The sequence below is a fragment of the Nitratireductor lacus genome (assembly GCF_056431025.1).
Map to the genome: position 1 here is coordinate 62,374 of NZ_JBWKMB010000020.1, position 15,751 is coordinate 78,124.

15 protein-coding genes and 1 pseudogene are annotated in these 15,751 nt (G+C 62.6%); 8 read left to right on the forward strand and 8 right to left on the reverse strand.

The genetic code is table 11. The annotated features are described in order from the left end of the window. Positions 1 to 28 precede the first annotated feature (28 nt). On the reverse strand, positions 29 to 1,312 hold the full coding sequence (locus AC07E3_RS16845; RefSeq protein ID WP_478363488.1) for a TRAP transporter large permease: 1,284 nt from the start codon (positions 1,310 to 1,312) through the stop codon (positions 29 to 31). A gap of 132 nt (positions 1,313 to 1,444) precedes the next feature. On the opposite strand from AC07E3_RS16845, the gene AC07E3_RS16850 reads away from it, so the two are divergent. The 8 genes from AC07E3_RS16850 to AC07E3_RS16885 all read left to right on the forward strand — a co-directional run bounded on the left by AC07E3_RS16850 (position 1,445) and on the right by AC07E3_RS16885 (position 8,809). Beyond that, positions 1,445 to 2,359: a LysR family transcriptional regulator gene (locus AC07E3_RS16850; protein WP_478363490.1), complete on the forward strand. Its 915-nt coding sequence runs from the start codon at positions 1,445 to 1,447 to the stop codon at positions 2,357 to 2,359. Positions 2,360 to 2,704: 345 nt separating this feature from the next. Continuing rightward, complete coding sequence (locus AC07E3_RS16855; RefSeq protein WP_478363492.1) at positions 2,705 to 3,541, forward strand: IclR family transcriptional regulator; 837 nt, start codon at positions 2,705 to 2,707, stop codon at positions 3,539 to 3,541. 8 nt (positions 3,542 to 3,549) lie between these two features. Then, positions 3,550 to 4,311, forward strand: coding sequence for an ABC transporter permease (locus AC07E3_RS16860; protein ID WP_223005718.1), 762 nt, complete (start codon positions 3,550 to 3,552; stop codon positions 4,309 to 4,311). A gap of 50 nt (positions 4,312 to 4,361) precedes the next feature. Then, the gene (locus tag AC07E3_RS16865; protein WP_478363495.1) at positions 4,362 to 5,363 is read left to right on the forward strand and encodes an ABC transporter substrate-binding protein; all 1,002 of its coding nucleotides are present in this window, start codon (positions 4,362 to 4,364) and stop codon (positions 5,361 to 5,363) included. Positions 5,364 to 5,439: 76 nt separating this feature from the next. Next, a complete protein-coding gene (locus AC07E3_RS16870; protein ID WP_336070737.1) occupies positions 5,440 to 6,261 on the forward strand; it encodes an ABC transporter permease in 822 nt (273 codons plus the stop codon). Next, a complete protein-coding gene (locus AC07E3_RS16875; protein WP_336070738.1) occupies positions 6,234 to 7,130 on the forward strand; it encodes an ABC transporter ATP-binding protein in 897 nt (298 codons plus the stop codon). Before AC07E3_RS16870 ends, AC07E3_RS16875 begins: the two co-directional genes overlap by 28 nt. 4 nt (positions 7,131 to 7,134) lie before the next feature. Next, positions 7,135 to 7,971 carry a sugar phosphate isomerase/epimerase family protein gene (locus AC07E3_RS16880; protein ID WP_478363498.1) on the forward strand — a complete coding sequence of 279 codons (837 nt, stop codon included), beginning with the start codon at positions 7,135 to 7,137 and terminating at the stop codon, positions 7,969 to 7,971. 13 nt (positions 7,972 to 7,984) lie between these two features. Beyond that, on the forward strand, positions 7,985 to 8,809 hold the full coding sequence (locus AC07E3_RS16885) for a shikimate dehydrogenase family protein (protein WP_478363500.1): 825 nt from the start codon (positions 7,985 to 7,987) through the stop codon (positions 8,807 to 8,809). A gap of 2 nt (positions 8,810 to 8,811) precedes the next feature. Here the strand turns inward: AC07E3_RS16885 and AC07E3_RS16890 are convergent, their stop codons facing one another. From AC07E3_RS16890 to AC07E3_RS16920, 7 genes and pseudogenes are all read right to left on the reverse strand, one after another. Then, entirely contained in the window at positions 8,812 to 9,630 is an 819-nt protein-coding gene (locus AC07E3_RS16890) for a shikimate dehydrogenase family protein (RefSeq protein WP_478363502.1), read from the reverse strand. Then, a complete protein-coding gene (locus tag AC07E3_RS16895; RefSeq protein WP_478363514.1) occupies positions 9,624 to 11,588 on the reverse strand; it encodes an FG-GAP repeat domain-containing protein in 1,965 nt (654 codons plus the stop codon). Before AC07E3_RS16895 ends, AC07E3_RS16890 begins: the two co-directional genes overlap by 7 nt. Before the next feature lie 311 nt (positions 11,589 to 11,899). Next, on the reverse strand, positions 11,900 to 13,243 hold the full coding sequence (locus tag AC07E3_RS16900) for a bifunctional folylpolyglutamate synthase/dihydrofolate synthase (RefSeq protein WP_478363504.1): 1,344 nt from the start codon (positions 13,241 to 13,243) through the stop codon (positions 11,900 to 11,902). 50 nt (positions 13,244 to 13,293) lie between these two features. Further along, a complete protein-coding gene (gene accD / locus AC07E3_RS16905) occupies positions 13,294 to 14,250 on the reverse strand; it encodes an acetyl-CoA carboxylase, carboxyltransferase subunit beta (RefSeq protein ID WP_478363506.1) in 957 nt (318 codons plus the stop codon). A 42-nt stretch (positions 14,251 to 14,292) separates the two neighbouring features. After that, positions 14,293 to 15,132, reverse strand: coding sequence for a tryptophan synthase subunit alpha (gene trpA / locus AC07E3_RS16910; protein ID WP_478363508.1), 840 nt, complete (start codon positions 15,130 to 15,132; stop codon positions 14,293 to 14,295). A gap of 114 nt (positions 15,133 to 15,246) precedes the next feature. Further along, on the reverse strand, positions 15,247 to 15,489 hold the full coding sequence (locus AC07E3_RS16915; protein ID WP_336070751.1) for a hypothetical protein: 243 nt from the start codon (positions 15,487 to 15,489) through the stop codon (positions 15,247 to 15,249). Between the two features lie 2 nt (positions 15,490 to 15,491). Further along, positions 15,492 to 15,751, reverse strand: a pseudogene (locus tag AC07E3_RS16920) (tryptophan synthase subunit beta); the annotation flags it as partial.

Here is a 15,751-nt window from a genome sequence, read left to right on the forward strand (position 1 = left end):
TTTCTCCTCCGTTTGGTTTCGGTTTCCGTCAGGCGAGCCCCAACAGGCGTGGAATGGCCAGAGAAATCTCCGGGAAGTAAGTCAGCACCAGCAGCAGCGCGACTTCGGCAAAGAAGAAGGGCAGGGTGGCGCGTATGAGCCGCCAGTAGTTCATGCGCACCGTGGTGGCGAGGATCAGCAGAACCCCTCCCAGCGGCGGCGAAAGAAGGCCGGTGGTGATGTTGAAACAGATCACGATGCCCAGATGCACGGGGTCGACGCCCATGGCGATTGCCACAGGCGCGAAGATGGGGGCGAACAGCGCCACGGCTGCCTTCACATCCATCGCCATGCCGGCCACCAGAAAGATCAGGTTGATCAGCATCAGATATTGCAGCGGGCTGAGGTTCCAGTCTTCCACCGTCGCCTTGATGGCCTGCGGCCATTGCATAAGCGCGGCGATGTAGGAAAAGGTCGAGATCGCGCACAGGATGATGAACAGCCCGCCGAGCATCACCGCCGTGCGGTGGAGGCTCGCGCCCACCTGGCTCCAGGTGAGATTGCCATGGGTAAAGCCGACCACCAGAGCCGCAATCACGGCCACCGCTGCCGCTTCAGCAGGCGTCATGAAACCGAACAGCGTGCCGCCGAGAATGATCACCGGCAGGGTCATGGCGGGCAGGGCCCTCAGAAGCGAGGGGAAGAACGCAGGCACGTCCTCGCCCGCCCCGCCGGGATGGTTGTCGCGGTGGGCGTAATAGGCGTTGATCGCCATCAGAACGCCGGCCAGAAGCAGTCCGGGCAGAATGCCTGCGGCGAAGAGCGCGGTGACGTTCGTCTCCATCAGCGCGCCATAAAAAATCAGGATGGACGAGGGCGGGATGATCGGGCCGATGATCGACGATGCGCCCGTGATCGCAGCTGCATAGTCGAGCGAATAACCGCGTCGACGCATTTCGGGCACCAGCGAGTTGCCGAGTGCGGCGGCGTCGGAGACAGCCGATCCCGATACGCCGGCAAAGAACACCGAGGTCATCACGTTGACATGGCCCAGGCCGCCCTTGAGGCGTCCGAGGAAGGACATGCAGAAATCGATCAGTGAGGTCGCCAGACCGCCACGGTTCATCAGGTCGCCGGCGAAGATGAACAGCGGCATGGCCAGAAAGGCGAACACATCGAGCTGGCTGAAAAGCCGCTGGGGCAGCACCGCCATATACATCTGACGGTCTGCCGCAATGAAGGTCAGGATCGCGGAAGCGCCAATGACATAGGCAATGGCGGCGCCGGCCATGAGGCCGAAAACGGTGAATGCGATGATAAGCGGCGCCTGCATGGCTCTTGGGTTCCCCTCCCCGATGGCTCACACAAATCTGGCGAAAGCGCTTGCGTTAGAAAATAGAAAAGTTTTCACTATTCCATAGTATATCTCTATGGGATGTCGAAAAGACCGGGAGGCAGCGCGGCCGTGAAACCACTGACTTTGCAGCGTTTGCAGGTTTTCTGCGCGGTCTACGAGCGGCAGTCGATCACGGCGGCGGCGCGGCAGATGAACCTGTCGCAACCCACGGTCAGCCGCCATCTGCGTGACCTCGAAGCGGCCATCGGCCTGACGCTTTTCGTGCTCGACAAGGGGCGTGTGATCCCGACTGTCGAGGCGGACGCCATCTATAATGAGAGCCGTTTTCTCTATGACGGGATCAGCCGGCTGGAGCGACGCATCGACTCGCTGCGAAAGGGCGTCGGCACACGTCTTCTGGTGATGTCGGTCGGGCTTTTCGCGCCCTATTTCGTGCCCACCGCACTCCGCAGGGTGCTGGATGCGATGCCGGGCCTGCGCGTTGCCGTGGATGTGGGCACCGCACAGCAGCAGGTTCAGGCAATACGTGCGGGCATGGTCGATGTCGGGCTCGTCATCGGCAGGTTTCAGGCTGACGACATACTGGCAGAGCCTTTGGGGCGTGGCCGTCTGGTTGTGCTTAGTCCGAAGAATGGCCCGCTGACGCGGCTGGACCGTGTCAGGCTGGAAGATCTGAGTTCCGTGCCGATGCTGGGGCTAACCCCGCGCGGCCCCATTGGGCGTGTGCTGAACGAGGCGCTTCTGGAGCGCGGGTTGCCTTTCGACAATACAGTAACGGGAAACACGCTGGTTTCCGTACCCCATCTCGTGCTGGCAATGCAGCGTTCTGCGGTGGTCGACGAGTTCACCGCCGCCTTTCACGGTCTCGACGGACTGGTGACGCTGCCGCTGGAGCCTGACCTGCCGCTCGATATCCAGTCGATCTCCATGGGGGCGACGGCAAGCAAGGTCGCCAGCCAGCTCTTCCTCAAGGAAATGCGCGGAATGCTCGCCGACTGGCGGGCAGGCAAGATGCGGTTCTAGCGTTGAGACTTTTAGCTCCACCCAAAGGTGGTGGTTCGGGAATTTTGAGACCGGTGCCGGAGACGAGATTGCCTTCGCTGACAGCCACTTTCAGAAGCCGCATGTCCCAGCAGACTTGCGAGCCTCAACCCCAGACCAGTGGCGTTGACAGAATGGACCGGCCCAGACCGGCATCTTGCTTTCCACCTTCCCACCAGGTGCGGTTATCTGGCAGATCGGCACCGAGCTGCTCGACCGGACATCCCGGAAAGGTGCTGTCTTGTCTGCAGGCTTCATCAAAATTGGAATACTATTCCAATTTGGAATCAAATGTTGTATAAGCTGCTCTAGACTGGGGAGGAATGGTTGACCGTTGCCGCTATAGACCGCTGTCTGACGATACTGGAGGCGCTTGCAGGCGAGCGTGAACCGATCGAATTGACGGATCTCGCGAATCGGCTGGGCATGCCGGCAAGTGCAGTTCACCGCACGCTGACGACACTCGTCTCGCATGGGTGGGTGCTGCAGCACAGCGGAACCCAGCGCTATGCGCTTTCGCTTCGCATGAGCACACTCGCCTTTCGCAATCTCGATGTCCGCGCGGTGCCCGATGTGGTCCAGTCCGTTCTGGACAAGCTGGCGCGCGAGACACGTGAATACTGCCGGCTGGCAATCGTCGAGGGCGAGGACCTCGTCTGGGTCGCCCGCGCGCAGGGTGCCGTCACGGGGCTGCGCTACGATCCCGAGATGGGGCAGGAGATCGTTCTACACGCCACGGCCAACGGCAAAGCCTGGCTCTCCACACTTCCCGAATCCGAGGCGTTGCGCATTGTATGCGCCCGCGGCTTCGGCGCGCGGCGGCCTCTCGGCCCCAACAGCGCGACCAATGTCGATGAGTTCCGTGCTCGGCTCGTGGAAACGCGCGAGCGCGGATACGGGACTTCCGTCGAGGAGGCCGAGGCAGGAACGGGCGCTGTGGCGGTGCCCTTCTTCAACGGGGTTGGGCCGGAAGCGCCCGTCGCCGGCACGATAAGCGTTGCCGGCCCCCTCGTGCGGATCACGCCCGATCGCTACGATGAGCTGGCGACCGCCCTGAAGAGGGCCGCCGCCGAAGTTGCCGAAATCTGGTCTCTGCGAAGCCGCCAGCGCGGCTATAAACCTGCCGTAGCAGCAACGCGCCCGCATGCGCCGGCGGAAGTTTGAGATACAAGATGATGCAGCGCAGTTCGATATTGCAGCGTTCTCTGGAGCCGATCCTCTGGTTCGCCGGCCTGCTGCTCATCTGGGAGGTGCTGGTTCGGGCGCTGCATGTGCCGGTTTACGTGTTGCCGGCACCGTCGCAATTCCTGTCGCGCCTTGTCGAGGATTATCAGAGGCTCGGCTATCACGCGCTGGTGACGACACGGCTGATCATCTACGGCTTCGTCGCGGGCGCAATTCCCGGTGTCGTACTCGGTTATCTGATTGCGAAATTCCGGCTCGCGGAGCAAGTGCTCTATCCGCTCGTCGTGTTCATTCAGGGCCTGCCCAAGATCACGCTCGCACCGCTCATGCTGGTCTGGTTCGGGTTCGCGGATTTCCCGAAGATAATGCTTACCGCGCTGATCACCTTCTTTCCGATTCTGGTCGACAGCGTCACCGGGTTCAAGTCCATCGATCCCCGGCAGTATTATCTCAGCCGCTCGGTCGGTGCGTCGTGGTGGCAGACATTCCGGCTCTTCGAACTGCCGTCCGCCGCGCCCAGCATCTTTTCCGGGTTCAAGATCACTGTCGTTATCGCGGTCACGGTGGTGATCGTCGTCGAGTGGATGAATTCGCAGAACGGGCTCGGGTATCTGGTCCTCAGGGGGATGGACGATTCCGACACGTCGCTGATCTTCGCCGTGCTCGTGGTTGGCTCGATGATCGGTGTTTTGCTCAGTTGGGGGATGGAACTGGCGGAAAGGACATTGCTGCCCTGGCGGCGGCGCTGACCGGTTCGTGATCAAGGAACAGGCATCAGGATAAACAATGGGAGGAAGGAATGCAGTTCAAATTGAGGCATGTGGCGGCGGGGGCAATGTTCGCATTGCTCGCAGGAAGCATTCCCGCGCTGGCGCAGGACAAGCTCCAGATGCAAATGAACTGGACGGCCGATTCCGCGCATCTTGGATTCGCGGTGGCCCAGGCCAGGGGCATCTACAAGGACCATGATCTCGAAGTCACCCTGACCGAGGGGCGCGGATCGGCCGTGGCCGCACAGCTCGTGGCGACCGGGCAGACGGAGCTCGGCTATGCCGACACCGGCGCAACGCTCAACGTCGCTGCGCAGGGCGCGCCGATCAGGATCATCGCAACCATCTGGAAATCCGGCCAGTTCGGCATTCAGTATCTGGCCGATTCCGGTATCAGGGAACCGAAGGATCTTATCGGCAAGAAGCTGGCGGTCTCTCCGGGATCGGCCATGCTGCCGCTCATTCCGGTTTTCCTGCGTGCCAACGGCATCGAAGAATCTCAGGTGGAGATCGTCTCGGCGGCGGAAAGCGCCTTCATAGGCCTTCTGACATCCAAGCAGGTCGATGCGGTGTCGCAGACGCCGGAAAACATCGTCGTGCCATTGGCTGCCCAGGGCATCGAGGCCGGCAATATGTATTTCTACAACAACGGCGTTCCCATCGCGAGCCTCGCCCTGGTGGCGCGTGAGGACAAGCTCCAGGCCAATCCGGATGTCTACAGGCGCTTTGTCGAAGCGACGGCTCTGGGCTGGCAGGAAGCGATGAAGGACCCCGAAGCCGCAGTCGATGCCCTGCTCGAGATTTTCCCGGAGACGGCGCATTCTAAGGAAAACCTCCTTCAGTCGGCAAAGTTCAGCTTTGCATCGGTCTGTCCCGGCGGCTCTGGTGACGCCATTGGCGTGACGGACGCTGAAACCTGGGAAAAGATGTACGGCGTCATGACGTCGGCGATGAACCTTCCCGGCACCAAGCCCGTGACGGATTACTACACGCTCGACTATCTGCCGGGCTCGCCGGTGACCTGCCCCTGAGGCTGATTGGTCGCAGGATCCTGTCCGGGCGCACAGGGCGCCCGGACACCAATCTCACGCGGAAAGTTTCGTAGGCATGTCGCAAACAGCTTCTGCCATGGCACCAGCACAGACGGGAACGCGTGCGCGCCTCATGGCTGCATTCGGTGGTTCGTATTTTTCTTCCGTCCTGATCGGGACGGTGGCGGTGCTGTTGCTGCTTGGATTGTGGGAGGCCGCGCTTCGCTTCTTCGAAGTGCCCATATGGCTTGCGCCCAAGCCGTCGGATTTCCTGGCACGGCTTTATACGGACAGGGCATTGATCGCCGGCCACGCATTCTGGACCTCTCTCACAATCGTGGAAGGCTTCGCCCTTGGCGTGCTCGTGGCCATCCCGCTGGCGCTGGCAATCGTTTCGGTCGGCGCCCTGGAGCGGGGGCTCTATCCCGTTATCGTGTTTCTCAACATCATGCCAAAGACGGTGATCGGACCCATCCTGATTATCTGGTTCGGCATAGGCCCGCTGGTTGCCGCGCTGATCGTTTTCCTGATGAGCTTCTTTCCCGTTCTGGTCGATTCCATGTCGGGCTTCCGGCTGGTTGATCGAAGGCTCTTCTACATTTCGCGGTCCATGGGAGCGAATCCTTGGCAGACCTTCTGGAAGGTCCGGCTGCCGGCCGCGATGCCGCATATTTTCTCTGGCATGAGGATCGGCGTGGTGAAGGCGGTCGAGGGCGTCATCATCGCCGAATTCATCGCCTCCAACAAAGGGCTGGGCTTCATGATCGTGCGTGCCTCGGCGTTCATGGACATGACACTTATGTTCTCCGGGCTTGTGGCTGCGGCGATCGTCGCGCTGATCTTCAACGGCGCGATGAGCATCATCGGGCAATGGCTGATGCCGTGGTCCAGACACTGAACCCGGACAAGGCGACAATAACGGACATGACGATGGCAGACATGAAAACCCGAACTCCTTCCGGTCTGGCGCATCCGGCCGGCAGCGCAGGCGCTGCGGGCGCCTCGATCAATGCGCGCGGGCTGACAAAGGTCTTCGGCGGTGGAGACACGGCATTCCACGCGCTGGGGCCCATCGATCTGGATATCAAGCCGGGAGAGTTCGTTTCCATCATCGGCCCGTCAGGGTGTGGCAAGAGCACGACCATGCTCCTGGTGACCGGTCTGGAACCGCCGAGCGCCGGCTCGGTGGAGATTGACGGGAAGCCGCTCACCGCTCCGATTTCGGAGATCGGCATCGTCTTTCAGGATCACCTGCTCCTGGATTTTCGCACCGCCATCAACAATGTCATGCTGCAGCAGGAGATCCGGGGGCTCGACAAGGCCACGCTCAGGGGACGTGCCGACGCTCTCTTCGAGCGGCTCGGTCTTTCGGGGGCGGAAAACCGCTATCCGTGGCAGCTCTCCGGCGGCATGCGCCAGCGCGTTTCGATTGCACGCGCTCTGGTTCACGATCCCTCCATGCTGTTGATGGACGAGCCGTTTGGCGCGCTCGACGCGATCACACGCACGCAGATCCGGCACGATCTGGAAATGCTCTGGCTTGAAACGCGCAAGACGGTGCTGTTCATCACCCATTCCATCGAGGAGGCGGTCGGCCTGTCGGATCGTGTGCTGGTGATGTCGAAGAGCCCTGGCACGATTGTCGAGGAGATCGTCATCGACCTGCCGCGCCCGCGCCCGGCCCATCTGGGCGAGTATCCCGAGTTCTCGAAATATGCCGAAAGAATCTATCGGATATTCGAGAAACTCGGCGTCTACAAATTCTAGAATCATGGTTGAAGCGTCGCAATTGCCTGAATTCGTCTTCAATGAAGCGACCGTTCGCGAGAGGTGGGGGCTTGAACCCTTCCTTGAAGGATGCGCCGCTCGTGGTCTGTCACGCGCTTCCCTGTGGGGCGATGAAATCGACAAGGTCGGCCTTAAAGAAGCCCGCCGGATGCTGGCCCGCACCGGCATTTCCACATTCGGCTTCAACCGGGCGGGGCCACTGCTGGGTGCGGGAACAGCCGGGCGAACGGAATGTCTCGACCGCGCGCGGCACGCGGTGGACATGGCCGCCGAACTTGCAGCGGACCACGTTCTGGTTTTTTCCGGTGGGCTCATGGAGGGCAGCCGCGATCTCTCCGGCGCGCGGGCACAAACTGAAGAAGCACTCGGCGAGCTTCTCGACCATGCGCGCACGGTCGGGATGACGCTGGCGCTGGAGCCGCTGCATCCCATGGTCGCTGGCGACCGCGCGGTGATCCTGAGCCTCAGTCATGCCAACGCTCTCTGCGAGCGGCTGGGTGGGGGGATAGGCATCGTGGCCGACGCCTATCACATATGGTGGGACGAACGCCTGGAGGCAGAGCTCGCCCGCGCCGGCGCAGCCGGGAGGATACTGGGCTTCCATGTCAGCGACTGGCTGGTGCCGACGCGGCATGTCCTGCGTGATCGCGGCATGATGGGGGATGGTATCATCGACCTGACCGGAATGTGGCGCCAGGTGCAGGCTGCCGGCTATGCCGGCCCTGTCGAGATAGAGATATTCTCGGATCGATGGTGGGCAGAAGACCCCGATCTTGTCCTCGACACGGCTCTCGCGCGGTGCCGGAGCATCTTTTCTTGAGGATGACCAGACCATGAGCGAGAGTATTCCAAATCTGGGCGGCGCCTCGCGCATCTATGCGGTGTTCGGCGACCCGGTGGCTCAGGTCCAGACCCCCACCCTCATCAATCCGATGTTCGCGGCAAAGGGGATCGATCTCTATGCCGTTCCGTTCCATGTGACCCAGGAGACCTTTGAGGCCGCCTGGCGCGTTTTCGCGGCGATGGACAATGTCGCGGGCATTGGCGTGACAGTACCGCACAAGATCGCGGCCGCACGCCTGTGCGACGAGCTGACCCCAGCCGCCGCCGCTGTCGGCGCGGTGAACTCCATCCAGCGCCGGGGCGACGGCTCCATGTATGGCGCGCTTTTTGACGGACTGGGCTTCGTGCGCGGACTTGCCGTTAATCGCGACCGTCTCGCCGGCGCGTCGGTAATGCTCGTCGGCGCCGGTGGCGCGGGGCGCGCCATCGCCCACGCACTGGCTGGCGAGCAGATAGGCCGGCTGGCGGTGATCGATGTCGATGGCGACGCGCTTGAATTCACCGTCGACATGGTCAATCGCGTGATGGCCGCACCGGTCGCGCAGCGGGGCTCCTGCGATCTGGCGGGCATCGACGTGCTGATCAACGCAACGCCGGTCGGATTGAAATCCGCAGAGGCTTTCCCTGTCGATCTCAATGATCTGGGGCCGGAAATGCTGGTGGCCGATATCGCGGCGCTGGCGCGCGATACGGAATTGTTGACGCTGGCCCGCCAGCGTGGCGCGGCAACAAGCGATGGCCGCGACATGCTCGAGGCTCAGATCGCGCTGATCGCCGGTTTCGCAGCCGGGCTAGAGGCCGGAACACCGCTCTGACGTCAGACCTTCGCCTGTGCCTCGGCCATGTGGGCGGCAATGAGGTCCACCTGCCCGTGGATCATGTGAATGCCTGAATGGATTTGCGCACCACGCACGCGGGCAGCTTCCAGCAACGGCGTCACTTCAGGCTTGGCGATCACCTCCGCAATCAGCATCGTCCCGTCGATAAGGCTTGTATCGAAGGGCAGGGGATCGCTGGCTGAAAGACCGAGCGACGTTGCGTTGATGACGATCTGGCCGGGCTCGGGCCGGGGTTCCCCGGCTCGTGCGAAGGAGCGGCCCATTTTTCGATTCACGGCCTCTGCCAACTCCTCGGCTTTGGCACGGGTGCGGTTGGCGATGGTCAGCGATGCGGCCCCTTCCTCGGCGAGCGCGAAGGCTATCGCTATCGCGGCCCCGCCGGCGCCGACCATGAGGCAGCGGCTTCCAGAGGGCGTGTGGCCCTGCCCTTTCAGACCGCGAACGAAGCCCTTGCCGTCGAACTGATAACCCCTGAAGGAACCATCGGCCTCCCGCCGCACGAGATTGACCGCTCCGACCCGCTCGGCGAGTGGTTCAAGACTGTCGCAAAGCGTCATTGCCGCCTGCTTGTGCGGCAGGGTGATGCCGAAGCCGATCAGGTTTCCAATTGCCTTGAGCCCCTTCCAGGCCGTGTCGAGCTCATGAGCGCTTATGTGCAGCGGTACGCACACGATGTTGACTTTGCGGGCCGCGAAGATCGCGTTGATCGTCGTCGGTGTCATCACCTGTGCGATGGGGTCGCCGATAACGCCCATGATCTTCGTCGATCCATCGACAGCCATGGCCGGGACTACCATGAGAGGTCCTCCCGCCTCAGCCACACCAGGCTGCCGTCTTCAACGCCGACCAGCAGGCCGGGTTTGCCGCTGCCGTCCCAGTCGACGGCTTCGGGCGAAGCGACGTGCATGGCCATCTGGATCGTTTCGCCACGAAACCTGAACGCTTTCGGGAAGGCGAAGACCGGTTCGGTATTGGAGCCGATGTTTTCGAGCAGGAAGATACCGGCCTGGCCGGTCGTGTTGCGCGGCTGGCCGGTGGGGCCGGGCGGCACGGAGGCGCGCGCATGCGTACCGATAACGAGATCGATCCGGCCATCGCCGGTCCAGTCCACCGCGCAGAGTTTCACCCGTCCGCGACCGCCACCGACATCCTGGGTGAAACGCATTTTCGAGCCGTCTTCCCATCGAAGATGCCGCTTGTCGGCAAGCTCGGTGTCTGACGCACGGCGGAAATCCGACAACACCCCATCTTCGTCCAGTGCGAGATAATGGAGCTGGCCGCTGCCCAGCCAGTCGATCACGGCAGGACGCACCCGCCAGACCGTCTTCAGCGGCCTGCCCTGCCATGTCAGCGGGCGCGGCGCTTCAAAACGGGGCGGCACCGTTCCCCCGTCATTACGGTAGAAATTATGGTGACCGTTCACGTCGCTGACGAGAAGGTCGGGAAGGCCGTCGCCATCCCAGTCGGCGATCGCAGGACAGGAATAGCCGAACATTTTTTCCGATGGCCCCTGAACGGAGCCCGTCAGCCCGGCGGCTATGCGCACGGGTTTTCCGCCCGCCTCGATCATGACTTCCCGTGCAAGCCCCGGTGCCTCCCGGGGGCCAAGGTTCTCGTAGAACAGAAGCTCACCCGTACTGTTGCCGACCACGAGGTCGGGCAGGCCATTACCGGAAAAATCTTGTGCGGCGGGCGAGGGCAGGACGCCGGCATGTATCGAAGGTTCAACGCCTTCCACGCGTCCGATCTTCTCAAAAGCCGGCTGCCCATCAGGACCGGTGCCCGTGTTGCGGAGGAATGTCACATAGCCGTCCTCAGCACCGACCAGAATATCGAGCCGCCCGTCGCCGTCCCAGTCGACGGCGCAGGGCAGGTGAATGCACTGATCCAGAAGCACCGGGGCGCCGGCGGCATCGGCAACCAGCCTCGGCTGCTCGAAGGCGAACGGCCCGGTCTGGCGTGCGAAGTGCAGGATGTTCCAGAACTCACCGCAAACCACGGCATCACGCCCGCCGCCTGCAAAATCTCCGAAGGCCGGCGCGCATTGACCATAGACTTCCAGCGGGGTTTCGCCCCCAAGAACCGGTCTTCCGCGGCCGAGCTCCGGTGCGCTCAGTGTTCCCGTGTTCTTGAAAGCATAGAGGAAACCGCGCAGCGGTCCGCCAAGCCACCGGCCCGCTGCATCATAGGCGCGATAACCGATATCGTTCCATTCCAGGCCGTTCGGCCAGTAATCGTCCCATGAATCTGTGCCGACAACGAGCTCGGGAACGCCGTCACCGTCGATGTCGTGGAAGCGGGCCATATGGAAATATTCGTTGCCCTTGACCCAGTCTGCCTCAAGGTCAAGCACCACCGGATCGCCGAAGCGCGGTTCGCGAGCGGTGCCAATGTTGGGGAACAGGTAAATCTGCCGGCGCATCCGCGACACGGAGAGGAGGTGGAAGCGGTCGCCATCGCGCACGGCGGTGACATAGCCACGGACACCCTCGATAATCCGTTCGCGGCCCAGCAGCGGCGTGCCGTCCGGTTTCGTGCCGATCTGTGGATAAAGAAAGACGCGGCCCTCATAGCATGTGTCCCAGCTGGACAGAAGCAGATCGCGACCGCCGTCGCCATCCCAGTCAACCACATCGACACAGGTGATGATGCGCCCCGCGACCGGGGCCGAACCGACATCGGGGTGATAGGCGATTCTCTGATCCACATAGGACGGGCCGGTCCAGACCGACGCGTCATCCTCCCACCGGGTCACGCTCAAAATGCTTCTCCTCCGTTTTTGGAATCCTATTCCAATTTCATTTCGTATCATAGTGCGCGGCAAATGAAACCTGCTGACGGACACGAAATGAAGATCGCGATCAATGGCCGCGTGCCGGTGATGCCTGCGCCAGTCACGCTGGCCGGCCGCATCGACGGGGATGGGCTCTAACGACTGCCAGACTGGCATTCGAAAGCGACGATGTGCAGATATTGTTAGCCGCGCGCCAGTGGGGCGAGCGCCTCGACCCGTCCTTCACCGCCTTCTGGCATGGCGAAGGCGGCATGGATGTTCGTGAGGCTTCTTCAGCGCGGCGGGGTGCCGTTTTCGGCAAGAACCGCGCCGATCAGATAGAGCGAGCCGCAGATCAGGATGCGGGGCGGGGGTTCGGTGCCGTCGCGGCCGGCATCCAGCGTATCGCGCAGAAGCTTCAGCGCGTTGGCGACCGAATGAACCGGCTCGGCCGAAAGCCCCGCTTCCATGGCGCGCGCCGCCAGCTCCGCATTGGGCACACCGGCATCGCTCGCTTCCACCGGAACCGTGTAGACATGGCGGGCCATGCCCTCGAAGGCACGGAAATAACCGGTCTGGTCCTTGGTGTTGATCATGCCGGCGATCAGGAAAAGCGGGCGCGGCGAGCGGTCTTCCTCCGAAGCCAGCGCTTCGGCGATTGCTTCGCCGGCGCCGGGATTGTGGCCGCCATCGATCCAGATTTCCGCCCCTTCGGGCCCAAGTTCGGAAAGCGCCCCCTTTGGCAGGCGCTGCAGACGGCCGGGCCAGACAACGCGCTCCATCGCCGCCTCGGCCGAACGCAGGCCGACAGGAAAACCCGCCGCCTTGACGGTGGCGATGGCCGCCGCCGCATTGGCGATCTGATGCCGGCCCGCAAGCTGTGGCAGCGACATGTCGAACAGGCCGTCATTGTCCTGATAGATCATGCGCCCGTTTTCCTCGAACGCCAGGAAATCCTCGCCATAGACGGCGAGCGGGCAGGCCAGTCTTTCCGCCGTGTCGACAAGCACCTCGCGCGCCGCATCGAACGGCTGCTGGCCAACGACAACAGGACAACCCCGTTTGATGATGCCGGCCTTCTCGACAGCAATCAGCTCCACACGGTCGCCGAGATAGGCTTCGTGGTCGAGCGAAATCGGCATGATCAGGCTGGCGGCAGGACGGGGTATGACATTGGTGGCGTCGAAACGGCCGCCAAGCCCGACCTCGACAATCGCGGCATCCGCCGGATGCTCGGAGAAGAGCACGAACATCACCGCCGTCAATATCTCGAAGACGGTGATCTTTTCACCTGCATTCGCCTCGGCCACCCGCGCCACGGCATCGGCCAGAACGGCATCCTCAACCAGTTTTCCGCCGCCTTCCGCACCCAGCCGGTAGCGCTCGTGCCAGTTGACCAGATGCGGCGAGGTGTGGACGTGGACGATGCGGCCCGACGCCTCCAGCACGGCGCGCGCGAAAGCCGTGGCCGAGCCCTTGCCGTTCGTGCCCGCCACATGGATGACCGGCGGCATGTTCAGATGCGGATTGCCCAGCCGCTCGAGCAGGCGCGTGATGCGCTCAAGCGAAAGGTCGAAGCCCTTGGGATGGAGCGACAGAAGACGCTCGATTTCCCGCTCGGCGGAGAGAGTGGTCATCAGGATCCTGCCCGAAGGGTGGGGTTTTCAGCCGGCAAACTTTTAAGCGCTCATGCCTTCGGCTGTTCTGCTGGCGCTTCCGCAGCCTCGACGGGCACCGGCGCCGTTTCGGCGTCGTCCGACACTCCGTCTTCCACCATTTCGGGCGCGGCGTCAGCCTTTTCCTTCAGGAGGATTTTCAGCAGCCGCGCGATGGTTTCCTTCATCTCCAGACGCGAAACGACCATGTCGACCATGCCGTGGTCGCGCAGGTATTCGGCGCGCTGGAAACCCTCTGGCAGCTTCTCGCGGATGGTCTGCTCGATCACGCGGGGGCCGGCGAAGCCGATCAGCGCACCGGGCTCGGCGATGTGGACATCGCCCAGCATGGCGTAGGATGCCGTCACGCCACCGGTCGTGGGGTTGGTGAGCACGACGATGTAGGGCAGGCCCGCCTCCTTCAGCCGGTCGAGCGCGACCGTGGTGCGCGGCAGCTGCATCAGCGAGAGGATGCCTTCCTGCATGCGCGCGCCGCCCGAGGCCGCATAGAGCACCAGCGGGAGCCTGCGCTCGACCGCCGTCTCGAAAGCGCGAACGATGGCCTCGCCGGCGGCCATGCCGAGCGAGCCGCCCATGAAGGCGAAATCCTGAACCGTGGCAAGCAGCTCCAGCCCCTGAACACGGCCAACGCCGCTCAGCACGGCATCTTCCATACTGGTCTTGGCCTTCGCATCGCGCAGGCGCTCGGTATACCGGCGCTCGTCGCGGAATTTCAGCGGGTCGGTGACGACCTTCGGGCTTTCCAGCGCCTCGTATTCGCCACCGTCGAAGAAGCTTTTCAACCGCTCGCGGGCGGAAATCTTCATGTGATGACCGGAAGAGGGAATGACCCAGAGATTGTCTTCCAGATCCTTGTGAAAGACCATCTCGCCGGTCTCGGGATCCTTGATCCAGAGGTTCTCCGGCATATCCCGGCGGCCGAGCATCGAGTTGATCTTCGGCCTCACATAGCTGGTGATCCAGTTCATTCCATATGCCTTCTGTTTTTCCGCATTCCGAAGATGCGCCAATTATCGGGCAGCAGCAAGGCGCGCCTGGCGCACCCCATCCGCCAGCCCCTTTACCAGGGTGGCCACGGCCTCGGCGGGGTCTTCGATCCTGTTGCCATCGGCGTCGTAGCACTGCGCGATGGTCGCCACGATGGCGCTGCCGACGACAACGCCGTCTGCCGCCTCGCCAATCGCCCGCGCCTGACGCGCCGTCTTCACCCCGAAGCCCACGCAGATCGGCAGGTCCGTGTGTTCCTTGATGCGTGAAACCGCAGCCGAAACATTGTTCGTGTCCGGCAGGGCCGAGCCCGTCACGCCCGTCATCGACACGTAATAGACAAAGCCCGACGTGTTCTCCAGCACCTTCGGCAGGCGTTCTTCGTCCGTCGTCGGCGTTGCAAGGCGAATGAAGTTCAGCCCCGCTTTGATCGCCGGAACGCAAAGCTCCTGATCCATCTCCGGCGGCAGGTCGACGATGATGAGCCCGTCAATGCCCGCTTCCTTCGCATCGGAGAGGAAGCGGTCCACGCCATAGATGTAGATCGGGTTGTAATAGCCCATCATCACGATGGGCGTGTCGTTGTCATCCTTACGGAAGTCACGCGCCATCTGGAGCGTTTTCGCCAGCGTCTGCCCGCCTTTGAGCGCGCGCAGGCCGGCGGCCTGAATGGCCGGGCCATCGGCCATGGGGTCGGAGAAGGGCATGCCCAGCTCGATCACGTCGCTGCCCGCCGCAGGCAGCGCCTTCATGATCGACAGGGCGGTCTCATAGTCCGGGTCGCCGCCCATGAAATAGGTCACGAGCGCGGGGCGGTTCTCTTCCTTCAGCCGCGCGAAGCGGCGGTCGATGCGGGTGGTCATGATGGTTCCGGGTCCTCGTACGTCCAGCGCGGCGCCCCCACGCCGTCTTGCAGTCCTTGCGGTTGCAGCGGCCTCAGCGCTCGATCACGAACGCGGCAATGCAATGCGAGCAGCTTATCCCTCAGCGTGTTCGCGGATTTCAATGGTAACGGCGAAGGCATAGAAGCCATCGCGCGCGATCCGGCTTTTCGCCTCTTCAGGATCGAAGGCGATGCGCGGCGCGCCGTCATCGGCCACATGGGTCAGGAAAGCAAGGTTCTGGCTTGCCCTTATCCCCTTCGGATTTTCCCTATCGTCGTCCTGGCGAATGGCCACGTAGTGGTGCAGGTTTTGCTTGGAGCGATAGATTTCGAACATGCTTACATCTCCATGCCGAGCATCTTTCCAACGGTATGCACGTCCTTGTCTCCGCGACCGGAGAAATTGACGATCATGATCTGATCCTTGCCCATGGTCGGTGCCAGCTTGATCGCATGGGCAATCGCATGGGCCGATTCCAGCGCCGGGATAATGCCCTCAAGACGCGTCGTCATCTGGAACGCCTCGATCGCCTCATCGTCCAGAATGGGCGAGTAGATCACACGGCCTGAATCCTTCAGCCAGCTGTGCTCCGGCCCGA